The 14,192-nt window shown below is 68.4% G+C and carries 11 protein-coding genes and 1 pseudogene; 8 read left to right on the forward strand and 4 right to left on the reverse strand.

Annotated features, from left to right (window positions below):
- Positions 1 to 127 (reverse strand): annotated as a pseudogene (locus IB278_RS25305) (5-dehydro-4-deoxyglucarate dehydratase); the annotation flags it as partial.
- A gap of 295 nt (positions 128 to 422) precedes the next feature.
- Here IB278_RS25305 and IB278_RS25310 point away from each other — a divergent pair.
- From IB278_RS25310 to IB278_RS25320, 3 genes are read left to right on the forward strand one after another with little or no spacing between them, the layout of a single operon-like run.
- Entirely contained in the window at positions 423 to 2,171 is a 1,749-nt protein-coding gene (locus IB278_RS25310; RefSeq protein ID WP_192326327.1) for a PHB depolymerase family esterase, read from the forward strand.
- 19 nt (positions 2,172 to 2,190) lie between these two features.
- Positions 2,191 to 4,581 carry an MBL fold metallo-hydrolase gene (locus IB278_RS25315; RefSeq protein ID WP_192326329.1) on the forward strand — a complete coding sequence of 797 codons (2,391 nt, stop codon included), beginning with the start codon at positions 2,191 to 2,193 and terminating at the stop codon, positions 4,579 to 4,581.
- Positions 4,578 to 5,417: a tetratricopeptide repeat protein gene (locus IB278_RS25320; RefSeq protein ID WP_192326331.1), complete on the forward strand. Its 840-nt coding sequence runs from the start codon at positions 4,578 to 4,580 to the stop codon at positions 5,415 to 5,417. Before IB278_RS25315 ends, IB278_RS25320 begins: the two co-directional genes overlap by 4 nt.
- Before the next feature lie 24 nt (positions 5,418 to 5,441).
- On the opposite strand, the gene IB278_RS25325 is transcribed toward IB278_RS25320, so the two are convergent.
- Positions 5,442 to 6,458 carry a LacI family DNA-binding transcriptional regulator gene (locus IB278_RS25325; RefSeq protein ID WP_145746990.1) on the reverse strand — a complete coding sequence of 339 codons (1,017 nt, stop codon included), beginning with the start codon at positions 6,456 to 6,458 and terminating at the stop codon, positions 5,442 to 5,444.
- A gap of 91 nt (positions 6,459 to 6,549) precedes the next feature.
- Between IB278_RS25325 and IB278_RS25330 the strand changes: the two genes are divergently transcribed.
- The 4 genes from IB278_RS25330 to IB278_RS25345 all read left to right on the forward strand — a co-directional run bounded on the left by IB278_RS25330 (position 6,550) and on the right by IB278_RS25345 (position 10,383).
- The gene (locus IB278_RS25330) at positions 6,550 to 7,632 is read left to right on the forward strand and encodes a LacI family DNA-binding transcriptional regulator (RefSeq protein WP_192326333.1); all 1,083 of its coding nucleotides are present in this window, start codon (positions 6,550 to 6,552) and stop codon (positions 7,630 to 7,632) included.
- 82 nt (positions 7,633 to 7,714) lie between these two features.
- On the forward strand, positions 7,715 to 8,818 hold the full coding sequence (locus IB278_RS25335; protein ID WP_225613160.1) for a mandelate racemase/muconate lactonizing enzyme family protein: 1,104 nt from the start codon (positions 7,715 to 7,717) through the stop codon (positions 8,816 to 8,818).
- A gap of 22 nt (positions 8,819 to 8,840) precedes the next feature.
- On the forward strand, positions 8,841 to 9,830 hold the full coding sequence (locus IB278_RS25340) for a tripartite tricarboxylate transporter substrate binding protein (RefSeq protein WP_225613161.1): 990 nt from the start codon (positions 8,841 to 8,843) through the stop codon (positions 9,828 to 9,830).
- On the forward strand, positions 9,823 to 10,383 hold the full coding sequence (locus tag IB278_RS25345; protein ID WP_192326335.1) for a carboxymuconolactone decarboxylase family protein: 561 nt from the start codon (positions 9,823 to 9,825) through the stop codon (positions 10,381 to 10,383). Before IB278_RS25340 ends, IB278_RS25345 begins: the two co-directional genes overlap by 8 nt.
- Before the next feature lie 31 nt (positions 10,384 to 10,414).
- Here IB278_RS25345 and IB278_RS25350 read toward each other — a convergent pair whose 3' ends face one another.
- Together IB278_RS25350 and IB278_RS25355 are read right to left on the reverse strand one after the other, a co-directional pair.
- Entirely contained in the window at positions 10,415 to 11,200 is a 786-nt protein-coding gene (locus tag IB278_RS25350) for a helix-turn-helix domain-containing protein (protein WP_145746987.1), read from the reverse strand.
- 127 nt (positions 11,201 to 11,327) lie between these two features.
- Positions 11,328 to 12,041 carry a response regulator transcription factor gene (locus tag IB278_RS25355; RefSeq protein ID WP_192326337.1) on the reverse strand — a complete coding sequence of 238 codons (714 nt, stop codon included), beginning with the start codon at positions 12,039 to 12,041 and terminating at the stop codon, positions 11,328 to 11,330.
- Positions 12,042 to 12,069: 28 nt separating this feature from the next.
- Here IB278_RS25355 and IB278_RS25360 point away from each other — a divergent pair, with 28 nt between their 5' ends.
- The gene (locus IB278_RS25360; RefSeq protein ID WP_192326339.1) at positions 12,070 to 14,160 is read left to right on the forward strand and encodes a sensor histidine kinase; all 2,091 of its coding nucleotides are present in this window, start codon (positions 12,070 to 12,072) and stop codon (positions 14,158 to 14,160) included.
- Positions 14,161 to 14,192 lie beyond the last annotated feature (32 nt).

The following is a 14,192-nucleotide window of genomic DNA, read 5'->3' on the forward strand; positions in this document are numbered from 1 at the left end:
AGGGAGCGAGCCATTCGAGACGCTGCTCGTAGCCCTTCTTGTTGAAGTCCCCGTTCGCGTCGAAGTCGGTCAACGGGAACGAGAGCAGGCCGGAGCCCATGATGGATTTGAGTTCTTGAGGGTTCATGAGGAAAGCGCCCCAGGCGGAGCGGGGATGTGCCTGACAAGAGATGCTCGCGCGGCGACGGGCCGTGCGATCTGCGCAGCGCATGTTAACGTTAACAGTCAATTTGCCTCTTGGGACTAACCCCAACCTGCCTGGCGAGCGCCAAGTGCGCACCCCTGCCCTCGCTTCCACTGGGAAAACAAACCCTCCCTGCCGGGTTTATCCGAATGAACGATCAATTTGGTTGCGCTAACAATTCCATTTGTTAACGATAACTATCCCGCGCCGAGGGCGGGCCATCCACAGGAGACAAGGCATGAAGAAATTCACGATGCTGGCGGCTGCATCGGTTGTGGCCGCAGGATGCGGTGGCGGCGGGTCGAACGGATACGCCTTCATTCCAGCCCCCGCGGCACCTCCGCCAGCCCAGGCGACGGTGACCGACGACTGCGCCGCCGTGCCGGGCGCGGCAGCAGCGGCTCCCTCTTCGGCAGCACTTCCCCTCGTCCTGCAGACGATCAAGGTCAACGGCGAGGACCGCCAGTATTACGAGTACGCGCCGCGCGACGTCGCTGCCCTTCGCGACCAGGATGCCAGGGGCGTGGAAGTGGTCGTCTCGTTGCACCGGGCGGGGCAGTCCGCGGAGGACAACGCCCGTCTCACCGGCTGGCCCACGCTCGCGGAAGAGAAGGGCTTCGTCGCGATCTTTCCGGTGGCCAAGCCGACGGGCTGGAACACGGCCAAGGACACGGCCCGCTCCGACGATCACGCGTTCATCGTGGCAGCGGCCGCAGCCGTGCGCACGCGCTACGGGCTTCCATCGACGATGTCCACGTTCCTGACCGGCGCAGGATCCGGCGGCGTCATGGCGCAGGAGCTCGCCATGCGCGAGCTCGGCGTCATGGCCACCGGCGTCGCGTCGTTCGGCGCCGCCGCCGAACCGGCAACGCTCGATCTCCCCGCGGAAAGTCTGCCCAGGACCGCGATGGCCGTCTGGCAATTCCAGTGCGGCGCCGATCCATTTGCCAAGCAGACGGGCTTCTGGCGGCAGGCGAACGCAACGGATGCGCAGAACCAGCAGGCGGTTGGCGACCTTCCGACAGTGACGGATTTCGTGAAGGACAACCCGGTCCAGCAAGTCAGGCTGTCACGGCTCGACCGACCGGCGGAATCGCCCGCGATCTCGAGGCTGGTGTGGGAAGAGCTGTTCGGCAAGGTGGTGCGCTTCCCGGACAACAAGTCCTACAACGGAACGCTGCATGCGGAAAGGAGCATTGCGGACATGGGGCTCACGGAAACGATCAAGAGCCTGCGCCCCGGCGAGCCGCGGCGCTGGTTGACCTACGTCCCTCCGCAATACCAGAAGCTGGTGGCGGAAGGAAAGAAGCTTCCGCTCCTGTTCTCTTTTCACGGCCGCAATGGGTCGGCACGCTTCCAGGCGGAGATTTCGGAATGGCACGACGTGGCGCGCGACGAGGGCTTCATCGTCGTGTATCCGCATGGTCTCAAGGCGACCTGGACGACATCGATCGATGCAGACAATCCCGACGTCCAGTTCTTCCTCGACCTGCTCGATGAGATGAAAAGGACCTACCAGATCGACGATGGCCGTGTCTTCCTGAACGGATCGTCGCAGGGCACCGCGCTCACGAACCGCATCGCCGTGCAATACCCGCAGCTGTTCGCGGCGATCGCGCCTTGCTACTCGGGGCACCTCTCGGCCGCCAGCTATGCGAATCCCATTGTGCGGACCGATATCGCACTGCCGGTGTGGCAATGCCGGGGGGAGCAGGAACTGCCGAGCGAATTCCCCGGGGGCACCGCGGGAGAGACCGCCGCGAGGACGTTCTGGCGCGAAACCGTCAACCAGAACTTCTCCTCGCCGGCCATCGCGATCGACGGGCGGCGCACGACCGAGATCTGGAACAGCGGACGCGCGGAGTACCGCTGGCAGATCACCTCGGACATCGGGCATGCGTGGCATCCGGGCCAGGCCCGAAAGATGTGGGACGAGATGCTGAAGCGCTATCGCCGCAACCCCGACGGCTCCCTGCAACGCCTCTGAAGCCCACCTGAGACCCATCATGAAAACAGTCCTGAACCAACGGCGCATCTTTCCTGCGCTCCTCGCATCCTTGCTGGTGCTCGGCTGCGGCGGAAGCGACTCGCGCGGCAACGGAGGTATTTCGATCCCTGGCCAGCTCCCGGGCCAGATCCCGGGCGCAGGACCTGAGAACCCGCCGGAGCCACCTGCTGCGCCGGTCTTCAGGGCCGCCGGCCTGGTGTACGGGACACCCGCCGCGACCTCGGACGACAAGGGCAACGACACCATCAGCATCCCGGTGCTCACCCAGAGCGGCGCCAGAAGCCTGTCGGTCGCCGTTCCCACTGCGAAGACGGCCGCCCTCCTCGCCAGCCTCGCGCCCGGCAACCTGGTGGACTGGATACCCGGCAGCGATGCCGGCACGGTGGCCGTTCCGGCCGGCACCACGCCGGTCTTCAACGTCATCCTCGCGAAGGGCAAATCGACCGCCGCCCAGTTCAACCTGAAGAAATACGGCGCGGCGGTCAGCCGGAACGACAACGCGCCCGGACCGATGGTCGCGGCGGGCTGGGTCTACGACAAGACGGGAGCCACCATCACCGTGGGCGACGGCCACACCCTGACGGCGGACCAGGCCGGCCGGCCCTATGCGCAGCCGATCAGGCGCTACGAGGAGACCTATGCGGTCTCGCCCGATGTGAAGGTGTTCAACGTCAACACCGCCGACTATGCGAAGAGCGCCGTTTCCGACTTCGCTTCGATTCCGGTCACTGCCAGCTACGACTACGGCACCACGTCGCGCCAGAGCGCCTATCTGCTTTTCGACAACAACTACCTCGCGGCCGATACGGCCAAGGTGGTCGCGATCTGGTACTTCACGCCGCCATCGACCACGGACGGCAAGCCGGTGTGGGACGTGCCCACGCTCAGCACCATGCTGGACGACAAGGGCAGCGATCCTGTCTCCGGTCAGCCCTACAGCAAGATCAACGCGACCTCGCCGTCGTCGGCGCCGTACTCCCGCAGCACCGAGCCGTTCGAGATGGTGAAGAACACGATGTACTACGTGGGGGACAACGAAGTCGCCTCGTACCTGCTCAAGGCCGACATGGGCACGCCCAATGATCCGTCGGACGACAAGGTGATCAAGGTCGATGCCGGATGGCCCAACAGCGGCTACCAGTACTGGAAGAACATGGAGCTCGTCGGCGTCGATCCGCGATCGGTCACCGACATCTGGCTGACGCATGGCCACAGCGACCATTACGGCACGGTCGTCGAGCAGCTCAGGATGATGGACAACGCCGGCAAGCCGATCGCGCTCTGGGCGTCGAAGGAAGATGCCGTGGGCGTCACGTCCGACCTGCAGGGCAACGCCTGGAACATCACGGGGGCGCTGCCGGCCAGCGAGACCGTGATCCGCGAGCGCATCTCCCATTCGTACGAATACGACAAGTGGTACGACTACGGCAACGTGAAGATCATGGTGATCTGGTCGCCGGGCCACACACCGGGCAGCACCAACATGCTGTTCAAGGTGAAGAACCCCGGCGACGGCAAGTTCTACACCTTCGGCTACCACGGGGGCTACGGCTTCAATGGCCTCAACAGCCCGACCGCCGCCAATGGCTGGCTGCGCCTGTCGTTCCAGCATGGCTTCAGCTACCTGCAGAACACGCTCGATGTGGACTTCGTGGCGCCGCAGCACACCAACCAGTTCCCCATCGTCGAGGTCTACCAGGCGCTGAAGGCCTACAACCGCGACCCGGCGAACGCGGGCGCCCCGCTGACCATGCTCGATGCGATGCGCTCGAAGGTGTTCGATTCGCCCGCCGTCGGCGGCGTGAACATCACCGGCGAGTTCTCCAACCAGTTGGAGAAGCGCCGCTCGGTGGCGTCCTACGCGGCGAGCGACGCCGCGAATGCGACGTACAAGAGCATCGAGACCTCCGGTCCCTTCAAGCCCGGCCGCGAAGCCGGCCTGGCCTCCGTGTCGGCCAGGATCCTGGACGACGGGAAAATCATCCAGGGCTTCGTGGGTCCGCAGAACAAGAACCCGAAGCTCCCCCTGCTGGCGAACGGCATCACGACCTCGACGGACCAGTACGTGAACGATCCGGGCGGGTACTACGTGCAGGTCGCCATCGACGTGCAGGACACGGTCTACAAGGGCTACATCCCCGAGGGCTTCACGCAGTTCAGTCCGGGCCTGGGGGCCACCATCACCTACAAGGGCGGCCCGGTCGAGTCCGTTCATGCGGACAAAGGCAGCTTCCATCCGCCGGAGTACCTGCGCACGCAGCGCCTGGGCTCGCTGGCCGACGCGCAGGCCGTGCTCGCCACCATCGCCAAGGGACAGACGAAGACGATCTCGCTCACCCGGGCGAGCGAGATCGTCGTGCCGGCCGTCGTCACCCAGACCTTCCAATGAAGCGGGGCCGCTGTGCGAGGAAGGCGGCCCGCCTCCTTCCTGCCCTCCTCGCGCTCTGCCTCGCCGTTCCTGGTTGTGCCGCAGCGGCGCAACCGGATGATCCCGAAGCGCAATACGAGCGGGCACGGCGATACGGCAACGGCGCGGGGGTGCCGATGGACAGGGAACAGGCGTTCAAGCTCTACGCGGCCTCCGCCGCCCAGGGCTTTGCGAAGGCGGAGTATGAGCTCGCCAACCACTACCGCGGCCAAACGGGCCGGGCACTGGACCTGGACATGGCATCCGGCTATCTCGAACGGTCGGCGCGGCACGGGTACGCACCGGCCCAGGCCGACCTGGGCTTCGTCTACTTCAACGGAAACGGCAGCACGCCCAGGGACCTCGCGAAATCATTCCACTGGTTCAAGCGCGCCGCGGACGGCGGCGCCGTGATCGCGCAATGCATGGTGGCCGACTTCTACAAGCAGGGGCTGGGCGGCGTCGAGCGAAACCCTCGTGAGGCATTCAGGTGGTACCGGCTGACCGCGACCCGCGCCGACCGATGCGCCGCCAAGTCTCAGTATGAGCTGTACGCAAGCTATGCCTCGGGCAGTGGCGTCCGCAAGAACCTGCCCGCGGCCATGGCTTGGTTGAAGCGCGCAGCGGAAGCCGGCAACCCCCAGGCTCAACGCGCCCTGGGCCTGGCTTACGAGAACGGTGCTGGCGTCGAGCGCAACCCGGTGCTCGCGCGCACGTGGCTCAAGAGATCCCGCGAAGGGGTCGCACCGCACGATGACCATGCGCACGAGGACGAACCGAAGCCGGGGCGCGTCCCCGCCCCGGGGCACGCCCACTGAGGTGCGCCAGCAAGGCCCGGGACGCTAGGCGCTTGCCCGACGAACGATCGTGAAGCCCACGTCGACGATCAGCTCCGGCGGACGCCGTCCCGCGGCCCGCTCGACGATGCAGTCGGCCGCGATCTGGCCGATGCGCCGCCCGTCGATCCGCACGGTGGTCAGCGCCGGGTCCAGGTCCGCCGCAAAGTTCAGGTCGCCGAAGCCGACGACCGAAAGATCGGCGGGAACGCCGAGGCCGGCGGCACGCGCTTCGGTCAGCACGCCCAGCGCCAGCATGTCGGAACTGCAGAAGACCCCGTCGACCGGCAGGTTGGACTGCAGGATCGAGCGCAGGGCCCGCCGGCCGTCGCTGAGCTTGGTCGGCGCGGGGACGAGATGCACGATCGGGGCCACGGCGCCCTGTGCCTGCGCCATGGCCGTGAACGCTTCCGCTCGGCGCACCGACCGGGGGTCATCGCCGCCGATCAGGGCGAGCCGCCGGCGACCCTTCTGCAGCAGGTATTCCGCGACGCTGCGGCCGACGGCCTCGTGCGAGAAGCCGACCAGCATGTCGATCGGATCGAGCGCCACATCCCAGGTCTCGACGATCGGAATGCCCGCCGCGAGGAGCCGCTGGCGCCCGGGCTCGCTGTGCACGACGCCGGTGAGCACGATGCCGTCGGGCCGGCGCCCGATGATGTCGCGCACGAGGTCGTCCTCCGTCGAAGTGCTGTAGCCACTCTGCCCCACCATGAGCTGGTAGCCGTGCTGCTGGAGCCGGGAATTCAGCGCCTCGATGGTGTCGAGAAAGACAGGCCCCGACAGGGTCGGCACCACCGCCGATACCAGGCGTGTCCTGGCGGAGCGCAGCCCGCCCGCGCCGCGGTTCGGCACGTAGCCCGTGGACGCCACGGCCGCCTGCACCCTGGCGAGCGTCTTGGCGTTGACCGAGTGGGGCGCATTGAAGACCCGCGACACCGTCATCGCCGACACGCCCGCGAGCTTGGCGACGTCCATCACGGTGACGCTCAGATGGCGAGGCTGCAAAGGACGATCGGTCATGGTTGGAAGCGGACTATAACGGCCGGGGCTGGCGCCTTCCGGGGCCCGCACCGGGAATCAGGTTAAGCTTTTCGCGCCCTTGTCACCGTCCATGCCGCCCCCTTCGAACAAACAACCTGCCGCAGCAGGGCGTTCCGCGCCCTCGCCGCTGCCGCCGCGCCGCGGAAGAGTCGCCGGCGGCATCACCCTGCTCGAAGTCGCGCGCCTGGCGGGCGTCTCCGCGATGAGCGTGTCGCGCGCGCTGAACGCGCCCGAGCAGGTTTCGGCCGCCATCCTCGCGAAGGTTCGCGCGGCGGTCGAGTCGACAGGCTACGTCGCCAACCGGGTGGCCGGAAGCCTGGCTTCCCAGCGGAGCCGCCTGGTCGCGGCTGTCGTTCCTTCGATTGCCGGGCCGGTGTTCCAGGAAATGGTGCAGTCCCTCATCGCCGAACTCGCGGCCCGCGACCACCAGTTGATGCTGGGCCAGAGCGGCTATGGCACGCAGGAGGAGGACGCCCTGCTCGACGCCATCATCGGACGCCGGCCCGACGGCATCGTGCTGGGCGGCGTCGTGCCCTCTGCGGCCGGCCGGCGGCGCCTGGTGGCCTCGGGCATTCCCGTGGTGGAGACCTGGGACATGGTGCAGGATCCGATCGACATGCTGGTCGGCTTCTCGCACGAGGCCATCGCGACCGCCGTGGCCACGTTCCTGATCGAGCGCGGCCGTCGTCGCCTGGGGTTCATCGGCGGGAATCACGAGCGTGCGGCCCGGCGGGCCGGTGCTTTCGTCGACTCGGCGCTGCGCGGCCCGGCGCGCAGGCGCGCGGTCGCTGTACAGGTCGAGACCGTGGTGGCGCCGGCCACCGTGCGCAGCGGCCGCCAGGCGCTGGGCGAGATGCTGCGGCATCAGCCCGGGACCGACGCCATCTTCTGCAGCTCGGACGTGCTGGCGCTCGGCGTCGTCACCGAGGCCGCGGCGCGCGGCCTGCGCGTGCCGCAGGACCTCGCCGTGGTCGGCTTCGGCGACCTCGATTTCGCGGCGGACGTGTCGCCCTCGCTCACCACCGTGCGCATCGACAGCACGCGCATCGGCCAGCTCGCGGCCCGGTTCATCGTGAGCCGCAGCGAAGGCCTCGAGGTCGGAGAAACCAAGGTCGACGTGGGCTTCTCCATCGTGACGCGCGAGAGCGCCTAGATAGAAACCCGCACACGCGGGACCGTATACGGCCGTACCATCGGCTTTTTGGTAGCGCTACCAATTGATCAAAGAAAGCCTGATGTCCACCACCATTCGATCGATCGACTGCCTCCAGCTTCGATTGCCCTTCGACCACGGCGCGCCGGCACCATTGTTCGCCGGGCGGCCGAGAACCACGTTGGACAGCGGCCTTGTGCGCGTCGAACTCGACAACGGCTTGGTCGGCTGGGGCGAATCGTATGGCGCCGAACTCGACGCGCTCTCGGCGATCTTTCGCGGCCGGGTCGCCCCCCTTGCGACAGGCCGGGACGCGGCGGACCCCGGGCTCATGGCTTCGCTCGAACGCACGCTGCACAACATGGGCCGCTCGGGGCCGGTACTGCATGCGCTGAGCGGCCTCGACATCGCGATCTGGGACCTGAGGGCGAAGATCGCCGGCGTGCCGCTGCATGAGCTGCTCGGCGGCGCGCGACGCACCCGCCTGCCCGCGTACGCGTCGCTGCTTCAGTACTACGGCGACACGGCGCTGGTGGCCAGGAATGTGGAGCGTGCGCTGGCGGCCGGCTTCGAACAGGTGAAGCTGCACGAGAAGACACCCGAGGCCGTGGCCGCTGCGCGCGGCGTGATGGGCCCGGACATGCCGCTGATGGTCGACGCGAACTGCGCCTGGACGGTCGACCAGGCCGACGAGGTGGTGGCCAGGATGTCGGCCTTCGGCCTGCACTGGATCGAGGAGCCACTCTGGCCGCCGGAGGACTTCGAAGCGCTTCGTGCACTGCGCGTTCGAACCGGCGTGCCGACCGCCGCCGGCGAGAACGCCAGCAGCGTGCATGAACTGAGCGTCATGGCGAAAGCCCGGGCCGTCGATTACCTGCAGCCCTGCGCGATCAAATCGGGCGGCGTCACCACGCTGCTGCGGCTCTCGCGCGAGTGTGCCGGCAGCGCCGTGCATTGCGCGCCGCAGTCGGCCTTCTTCGGCCCCGGGTTGCTGGCCACGCTGCACGTGCTGGCAGCGCAGGAGGACGAAGTGCATGTGGAGCGACTCTTCTGCGATCTCGGCTTCACGCCCTACGGCGACACCGTGCCCTGCATCGACGGCGCCTTCCAGCTGACGGACCGGCCCGGGCTGGGCGCCGACCCGGAAGCAGCGCTGCTCGACAGCGGCTTCGTGCGCCGCATCTAGAACTTGTTCTCAGGAGACTGAAATGCCCATGCATCAACGGCGCTCGCTGATCCTCGGTGGCGCCGCGCTTTCCTTGGTGGGGTCGCTCGGCGCGGGCCGCCTCGCGCTCGCCGACACGAAGACGCCGGTCCGCCTCATCGTGCCCTACCCCCCGGGTGCCGCCACGGACACGCTCGGCCGCCTGATGGCGCAGGCCCTGGAGCCCGCCATCGCGGCGCCGGTGATCGTCGACAACCGGGGAGGTGCCGGCACGCAGATCGGCACGCGTGCCGTCGCCACCGCGGCACCGGACGGCCGCACGCTCGGCTTCGTCGACACGGCGTTCGTGATCAACCCCGGGCTTTTCGGCAGCGCGCTGCCGTATGACACCGAGAAGGACTTCGCGCCGATTTCGCTCATGGCATCGGCGCCGCTGGTGCTGATCGTGCACAGCGCGGTTCCCGCAGCGACGCTGAAGGAGTTCGTGGCCCTGTCCAAGGCAAAGCCGGGCAGTCTCAACTACGGATCGGCCGGCGTCGGCAGTGCGCCGCATCTGGCCGGCGAGCAGTTGCGCAAGGCCGCCGCGATCGACATCAACCATGTGCCGTACCGGGGCGGCGGCACCGTGCTGAACGACCTGCTTGCGGGTCACGTCCAGTTCGGGTTCACCACGGTCCCCACGATGATCGACCACATCCGCGCGGGCACCGTCCGCGCCCTGGCAGTCACCGGAATGCGCCGGGCCGCGCAACTGCCCGACACGCCGACGATGCAGGAAGCCGGGCTGCCCGGCGTCGACGCCACGCCGATCTTCGGCCTGATCGGTCCGGCCAGATTGGCGCCGGACACCGTGTCCCGGCTGTCGTCCGCCGCGGCCCAGGCCGTGCGCGCGGGTCCGCTGCATCAGAAGCTCGTCGAGCTCGGCTTCGTGCCGGTCGGCAGCAGCGCCGAGGAGTTCAGGGCCCGCATCCGCCAGGAGATCGAGAAATGGGCCGCCGTGGTCAAGGCCGGCAACATCAAGCCCAATGCCTGAGACGACGCCCGCAGGCCCGCATGCAGCCCCTCGTTTCCCTGCGACGGCCGAGGCCTCGCGCTCCGCGGAACAGCGCGCGGCCTATGACCTGATCGAACGGCGGCGCGGTCGCGTGCCGGCCCCCTACCTGCCGCTGCTGGGGAGCCCCCGAATTGCCGATCTTCTGGAGCAACTCTCGACCGAGCTTTGGACCGGCACGCTGCCGCAGCGGGTGCGGGAAGCGGTCTTTCTCATGACCGCGCACAGGCAGCAGTGCCGCCACCAATGGGAGACCCACGCAGCCAAGGCCCTGTCGGCCGGACTTTCGCCGGAGATGGTCGAGGCGATTGCGGCCGGCAGGATTCCAGAGGATGGCGGACCCGTGGAGGCCGCAGGCCGATTCTTCCTGGCGCTCACCGAACACCACCGCGTCGCGGACGACGTGTTCGGGCAAGTGCAGCGGCATTTCGGAGAACACGGCATGGCCGAACTGGTTGCATTCTGCGGGCTGGCCGGCACCGTCGCCCTGCTCTTGAATGTGCAGGTCCCCGAAGCCCCGGCCTGCTCCGCCTGAGCGCTGCGCTGGCTGAGCGGAACGCAGCGCTTCAGGCGTCGCACACGGAGCCGCGATACAGCCGCCGATACGCCGCGGGCGTGCTGCCGAAGCGTTCCCTGAATGCCGTCGTGAAATTCGCGGCACTCGAGAACCCGATCGCATGCGCCAACTCCTCGATGCCGAGCGGCGTCTGGGCGAGCAGATGCTGCGCGCGCAGCAGCCGCGCCTCGCGCGCGAACTCGAGCACGGTCCGCCCCGTGTGCGCACGGAATGCCCGCGTCAGCCGCTTCTCGTGCGTGCCCACGCGCGCGGCGAGCGCCGGCAGCGGTGGCACGTTCGCAAGGTCGCCCTCGATGAGCCGCTGCGCGGCCGTGACGATCACGCGGTCCAGGTCGTGGGGTTCGTCGTCTTCGGACGCCGGCGGTTGCGTGCCGCGGCGTGCGAGCGTGAGGTGGACCGCGACGCGAACCAGCACCTCTTCGGGTTCGAAGGGCTTGAGGATGTAGTCGACGCCGCCCTCTCGCAGACCGGTCAGCCGCTCCTCGAGCGTGGCACCGGCGGTGAGAAAAATCACCGGGATGTGCGCGGTGGCGTGGTCCGCCTTCAGCAGCCGGCACACCTCGAAGCCGCTGGTGGCACCCAGGTGTACGTCGAGCAGGATCAGGTCAGGCTGCAACACCCCGGCGCGGCGGTAGCCCTCGAGCGCGTCGAAGGCAAGGCTGATGCGGTGGCCGACGCGGCGCAGCGCGGCAAGCAGCACCTGGAGCTCCTCGACGCTGTCGTCGATGACCAGGATGTGCGCACGCTCGGTGGAAGATTGGAGCCAGTAGGACATGAAGATGCGGCACATGGCGCGTGCCGCATGGTGCAAGTCCCGACCGTTTGTTTCATGTGCCCTTCCTGACCTTTTCTGACGGTTCCTCACCATGCGCCTGGCCCGTCCGCCCGGCACCCGGGGGGCGTCAGCTCGCGAGCACGTACCCTTTGCCGCGCACCGAATGCAGCGGCAGGCGCATGCCGAGCTTCGCGGCCTTTCGCCGCAGCCGGCTGGCGATCGCGTCGATGCGGTGCTCGTCGAAATCGAACACGTCGCCACCGAGCGCGCGGATCAGGTCGTCGCGGCTCACCGCTGTGCCGCGCTGCCCGAACAGGCAGCCGAGGAAGGCGCGCTCGCTGGTCGTGAGCGCCATCTGCCGGCCTTCGGGATCGCCGAGAATCCAGTCGCCTTCGAGCAGGCGCCAGGCGGCGGGTTCGGACGGCGCAGGCACTGCGTTCCCCTGCGGTGCGGCCGTGAGCCGGCGGCCGACCGCATTCAGCGTCTCGGCCAGTTCCAGCATGTTCACCGGCTTCACCATGTAGGCGTCGGCACCTTCGCGCAGGCCCAGCAGCCGGTCTTCGAGCTTGCCCCGCGCGGTGACCAGCACCAGCCCGAGCCGTCGCTGCACCGCGCGCAAGTGTGAAACGACCGCGAGGCCGCTCTCGCCCGGCAGTCCGATGTCCACGACCGCGATGTCGCAGGGCTGGACCGCGAACGCCTTGTAGAACGACGGGGCATCGCCGAAGCCCTCCGCGTCGAAGCCGAGCTCTCCGAGTGCGAAGACGGTTTCTGCACGGATGTCTTCGTCGTCTTCGATCACATGGATGCGAAGACCGGTGCGCGGGCTCGGGGATGGCATGGCGCGGAAAGTATAAAGTCGCGCCCCAATGCGCCTCGACGTCGAAACCACCCGGGCAGGCCCCGGCTGCCTGCTCGTTCTTCTGTGCCTGCTGCTGGGGTGCCTTGCGATGCCTGCCAGGGCGCTGGTCCTGTCGGCATCCGACGGCGTCGGCCGCGGCGTGCAACTCTCCGGGGCCCTCGAGATCCAGCGCGATCCCTCGGGCCGGTGGCGCATTGCCGACGTCGCGCGCGGTGCGCAGCGAAGCGGCTTCGCGCCGCTCGAAGGGCCGGTGCAGGAAGGCTTCGGCCGCGACGCGGTGTGGCTGCGCTTCTCGCTCGCGCGCACGGCCGACGCGCCCGCGCGATGGCTGCTGCGCGTGCGACCGCCGCGCATCCACGAAGCCACCCTGTATGCGCCGGACGGGCGCGGCGGATTCGTCGAGACGCCGCTCGGCGACGCCCGCCCGTTCGCGGCGCGCGAGATCCCCGACCACAACTTCGTGTTCCCGCTCGACCTGCCGACCGAGCCGGCCGTCTATTTCCTGCGGCTGCGCAACGACGGGCCGTCGCTGCGGGCCGAACTGGACCTGTGGCAGCCCCTCGGCTTCGAGCGCGACCGCACGGCCGACTACGCCACCATGGGCGTGCTGCTCGGCGCCGCCCTGCTCGCCGTCTGCATGAACCTGATCTTCGGGGCCTGGCTGCGGGACGGGCTCTACGCCCACTACGCGCTCTACGTGCTCTGCATCGCGGCCCTGTCGGTCAACCGCCAGGGGTTCGCCGCGCAGTGGTTCCTCGACGATCGCCCCGAGCGCGTTGCGCAGACGCTGCTGGCCGTCAACTGCTTCTTCAACATGGTGGGTACCGCGTTCATGTCGCGCATCTTCCAGTTCCGGCGCCACTGGCCGCCCGCGGCATATTTCTTCAATGCGGTCGTGGTGTTCAACTTCGCTGCATTCGTGCTGGCCCTGGCCGGCCATCACGCCGCCGTCGCGACCTGGGTCAGCGCGGGCAGCACCGCATCCACGCTGTTCGGCGCGGTCTTCGCCTGCTATCTGCTCTTCGTGCGGCGCCAGTTCCAGTACCTGCTTCCGGCCTCGGCCTTCGCGGTGGGAACGGTGCTGGGACTCTACGGGCTGTTGAAGCTCTGGTTCGGCGACCGCGTGCCGGGCGTGGCGCCCGACCGCATCTATTGGCTCGGCACCATGTTCCACCTCATCCTGCTGAACGTGGCCGTGGCCGACCGGACGCGTCGCGCCGAGCGCGACTTCCGCGCCGAGCGCGAGCGCGTGCTCGCGGTGCGGCTGGAGGCCGAACAGGCGCTCGAGGGCACGGTCGCGCGGCGCACCGCCGAACTGCAGCAGACCAATGCCGCGCTGCATGAGGAGATCGCGGCCCGTGCCCGCCTCGAAGCCCGGCTGCGCGAGTCGCTCGAGGTCGAGCGCCAGGCGATCGCGCAGCAGCGCGAGTTCGTCTCCATGGTGTCGCACGAGTTCCGCACGCCGTTGACAGTGATCGACGGCGCGGCGCAGTCGCTCGACATCTCGAAGCTCGGCGCGGAGCCCGTGGTGAAGCAGCGCACCGAGCGGATCCGGCGCGCCGTGCAGCGCCTGACCATGCTGATCGAGAACATCCTGCTGGCCGACCGCCTCCAGCCCGAGAACCGGACGCTTCGCATCGAAGCCCTCGACATGGCGGCGCTCGCGCGCGGCCTGTGCGAGAGCTTCCACTTTCCCGGCGCTTCGCGCCTGGTGCTCGACGTGCACGAGCCCCTGTCCAGGGTGCGCGGCGATCGGGCGCTGCTCGAGATCGCGCTGCAGAACCTGATGCAGAACGCATTGAAGTACTCGCCGCCGGAGCAACCGGTGCATGTCGTGCTGCGGCAGACGGACAACACCGTGCAGGTCGACGTGATCGACCGGGGGCCCGGGGTCGCACCGGCCGATGCGGCCCGCATCTTCGAGAAATACTTCCGTGCCGAAACCGCGAGCGCAGTGGCCGGCACCGGACTGGGGCTTCACCTGTCGCGCGAGATCGCGATCCGCCATGGCGGCGACGTGGTGCTGCACGAAACGGGCACCGGCGGGTCCACATTCCGCCTGGCGATTCCGGCTGCGCCGCTCGGGCCGGGCGCATGACCGTGCGGCGCGCATGTCGGAACATCGCGTAC

The organism is Variovorax sp. VRV01 (assembly GCF_014852545.1).
In the GTDB taxonomy this organism is placed as follows: Bacteria; Pseudomonadota; Gammaproteobacteria; order Burkholderiales; family Burkholderiaceae_C; genus Variovorax; species Variovorax beijingensis_A.

What these genes read in the sequence shown, in the direction of transcription:
- IB278_RS25355 (WP_192326337.1), bottom strand. Translation starts at nt 12,041, where the DNA reads ATGCCATCCCCGAGCCCGCGCACCGGTCTTCGCATCCATGTGATCGAA.
- IB278_RS25345 (WP_192326335.1), top strand. Translation starts at nt 9,823, where the DNA reads ATGCCTGAGACGACGCCCGCAGGCCCGCATGCAGCCCCTCGTTTCCCT.
- IB278_RS25340 (WP_225613161.1), top strand. Translation starts at nt 8,841, where the DNA reads ATGCCCATGCATCAACGGCGCTCGCTGATCCTCGGTGGCGCCGCGCTT.
- IB278_RS25330 (WP_192326333.1), top strand. Translation starts at nt 6,550, where the DNA reads ATGCCGCCCCCTTCGAACAAACAACCTGCCGCAGCAGGGCGTTCCGCG.
- IB278_RS25315 (WP_192326329.1), top strand. Translation starts at nt 2,191, where the DNA reads ATGAAAACAGTCCTGAACCAACGGCGCATCTTTCCTGCGCTCCTCGCA.
- IB278_RS25325 (WP_145746990.1), bottom strand. Translation starts at nt 6,458, where the DNA reads ATGACCGATCGTCCTTTGCAGCCTCGCCATCTGAGCGTCACCGTGATG.
- IB278_RS25335 (WP_225613160.1), top strand. Translation starts at nt 7,715, where the DNA reads ATGTCCACCACCATTCGATCGATCGACTGCCTCCAGCTTCGATTGCCC.
- IB278_RS25310 (WP_192326327.1), top strand. Translation starts at nt 423, where the DNA reads ATGAAGAAATTCACGATGCTGGCGGCTGCATCGGTTGTGGCCGCAGGA.
- IB278_RS25360 (WP_192326339.1), top strand. Translation starts at nt 12,070, where the DNA reads ATGCGCCTCGACGTCGAAACCACCCGGGCAGGCCCCGGCTGCCTGCTC.
- IB278_RS25350 (WP_145746987.1), bottom strand. Translation starts at nt 11,200, where the DNA reads ATGTCCTACTGGCTCCAATCTTCCACCGAGCGTGCGCACATCCTGGTC.
- IB278_RS25320 (WP_192326331.1), top strand. Translation starts at nt 4,578, where the DNA reads ATGAAGCGGGGCCGCTGTGCGAGGAAGGCGGCCCGCCTCCTTCCTGCC.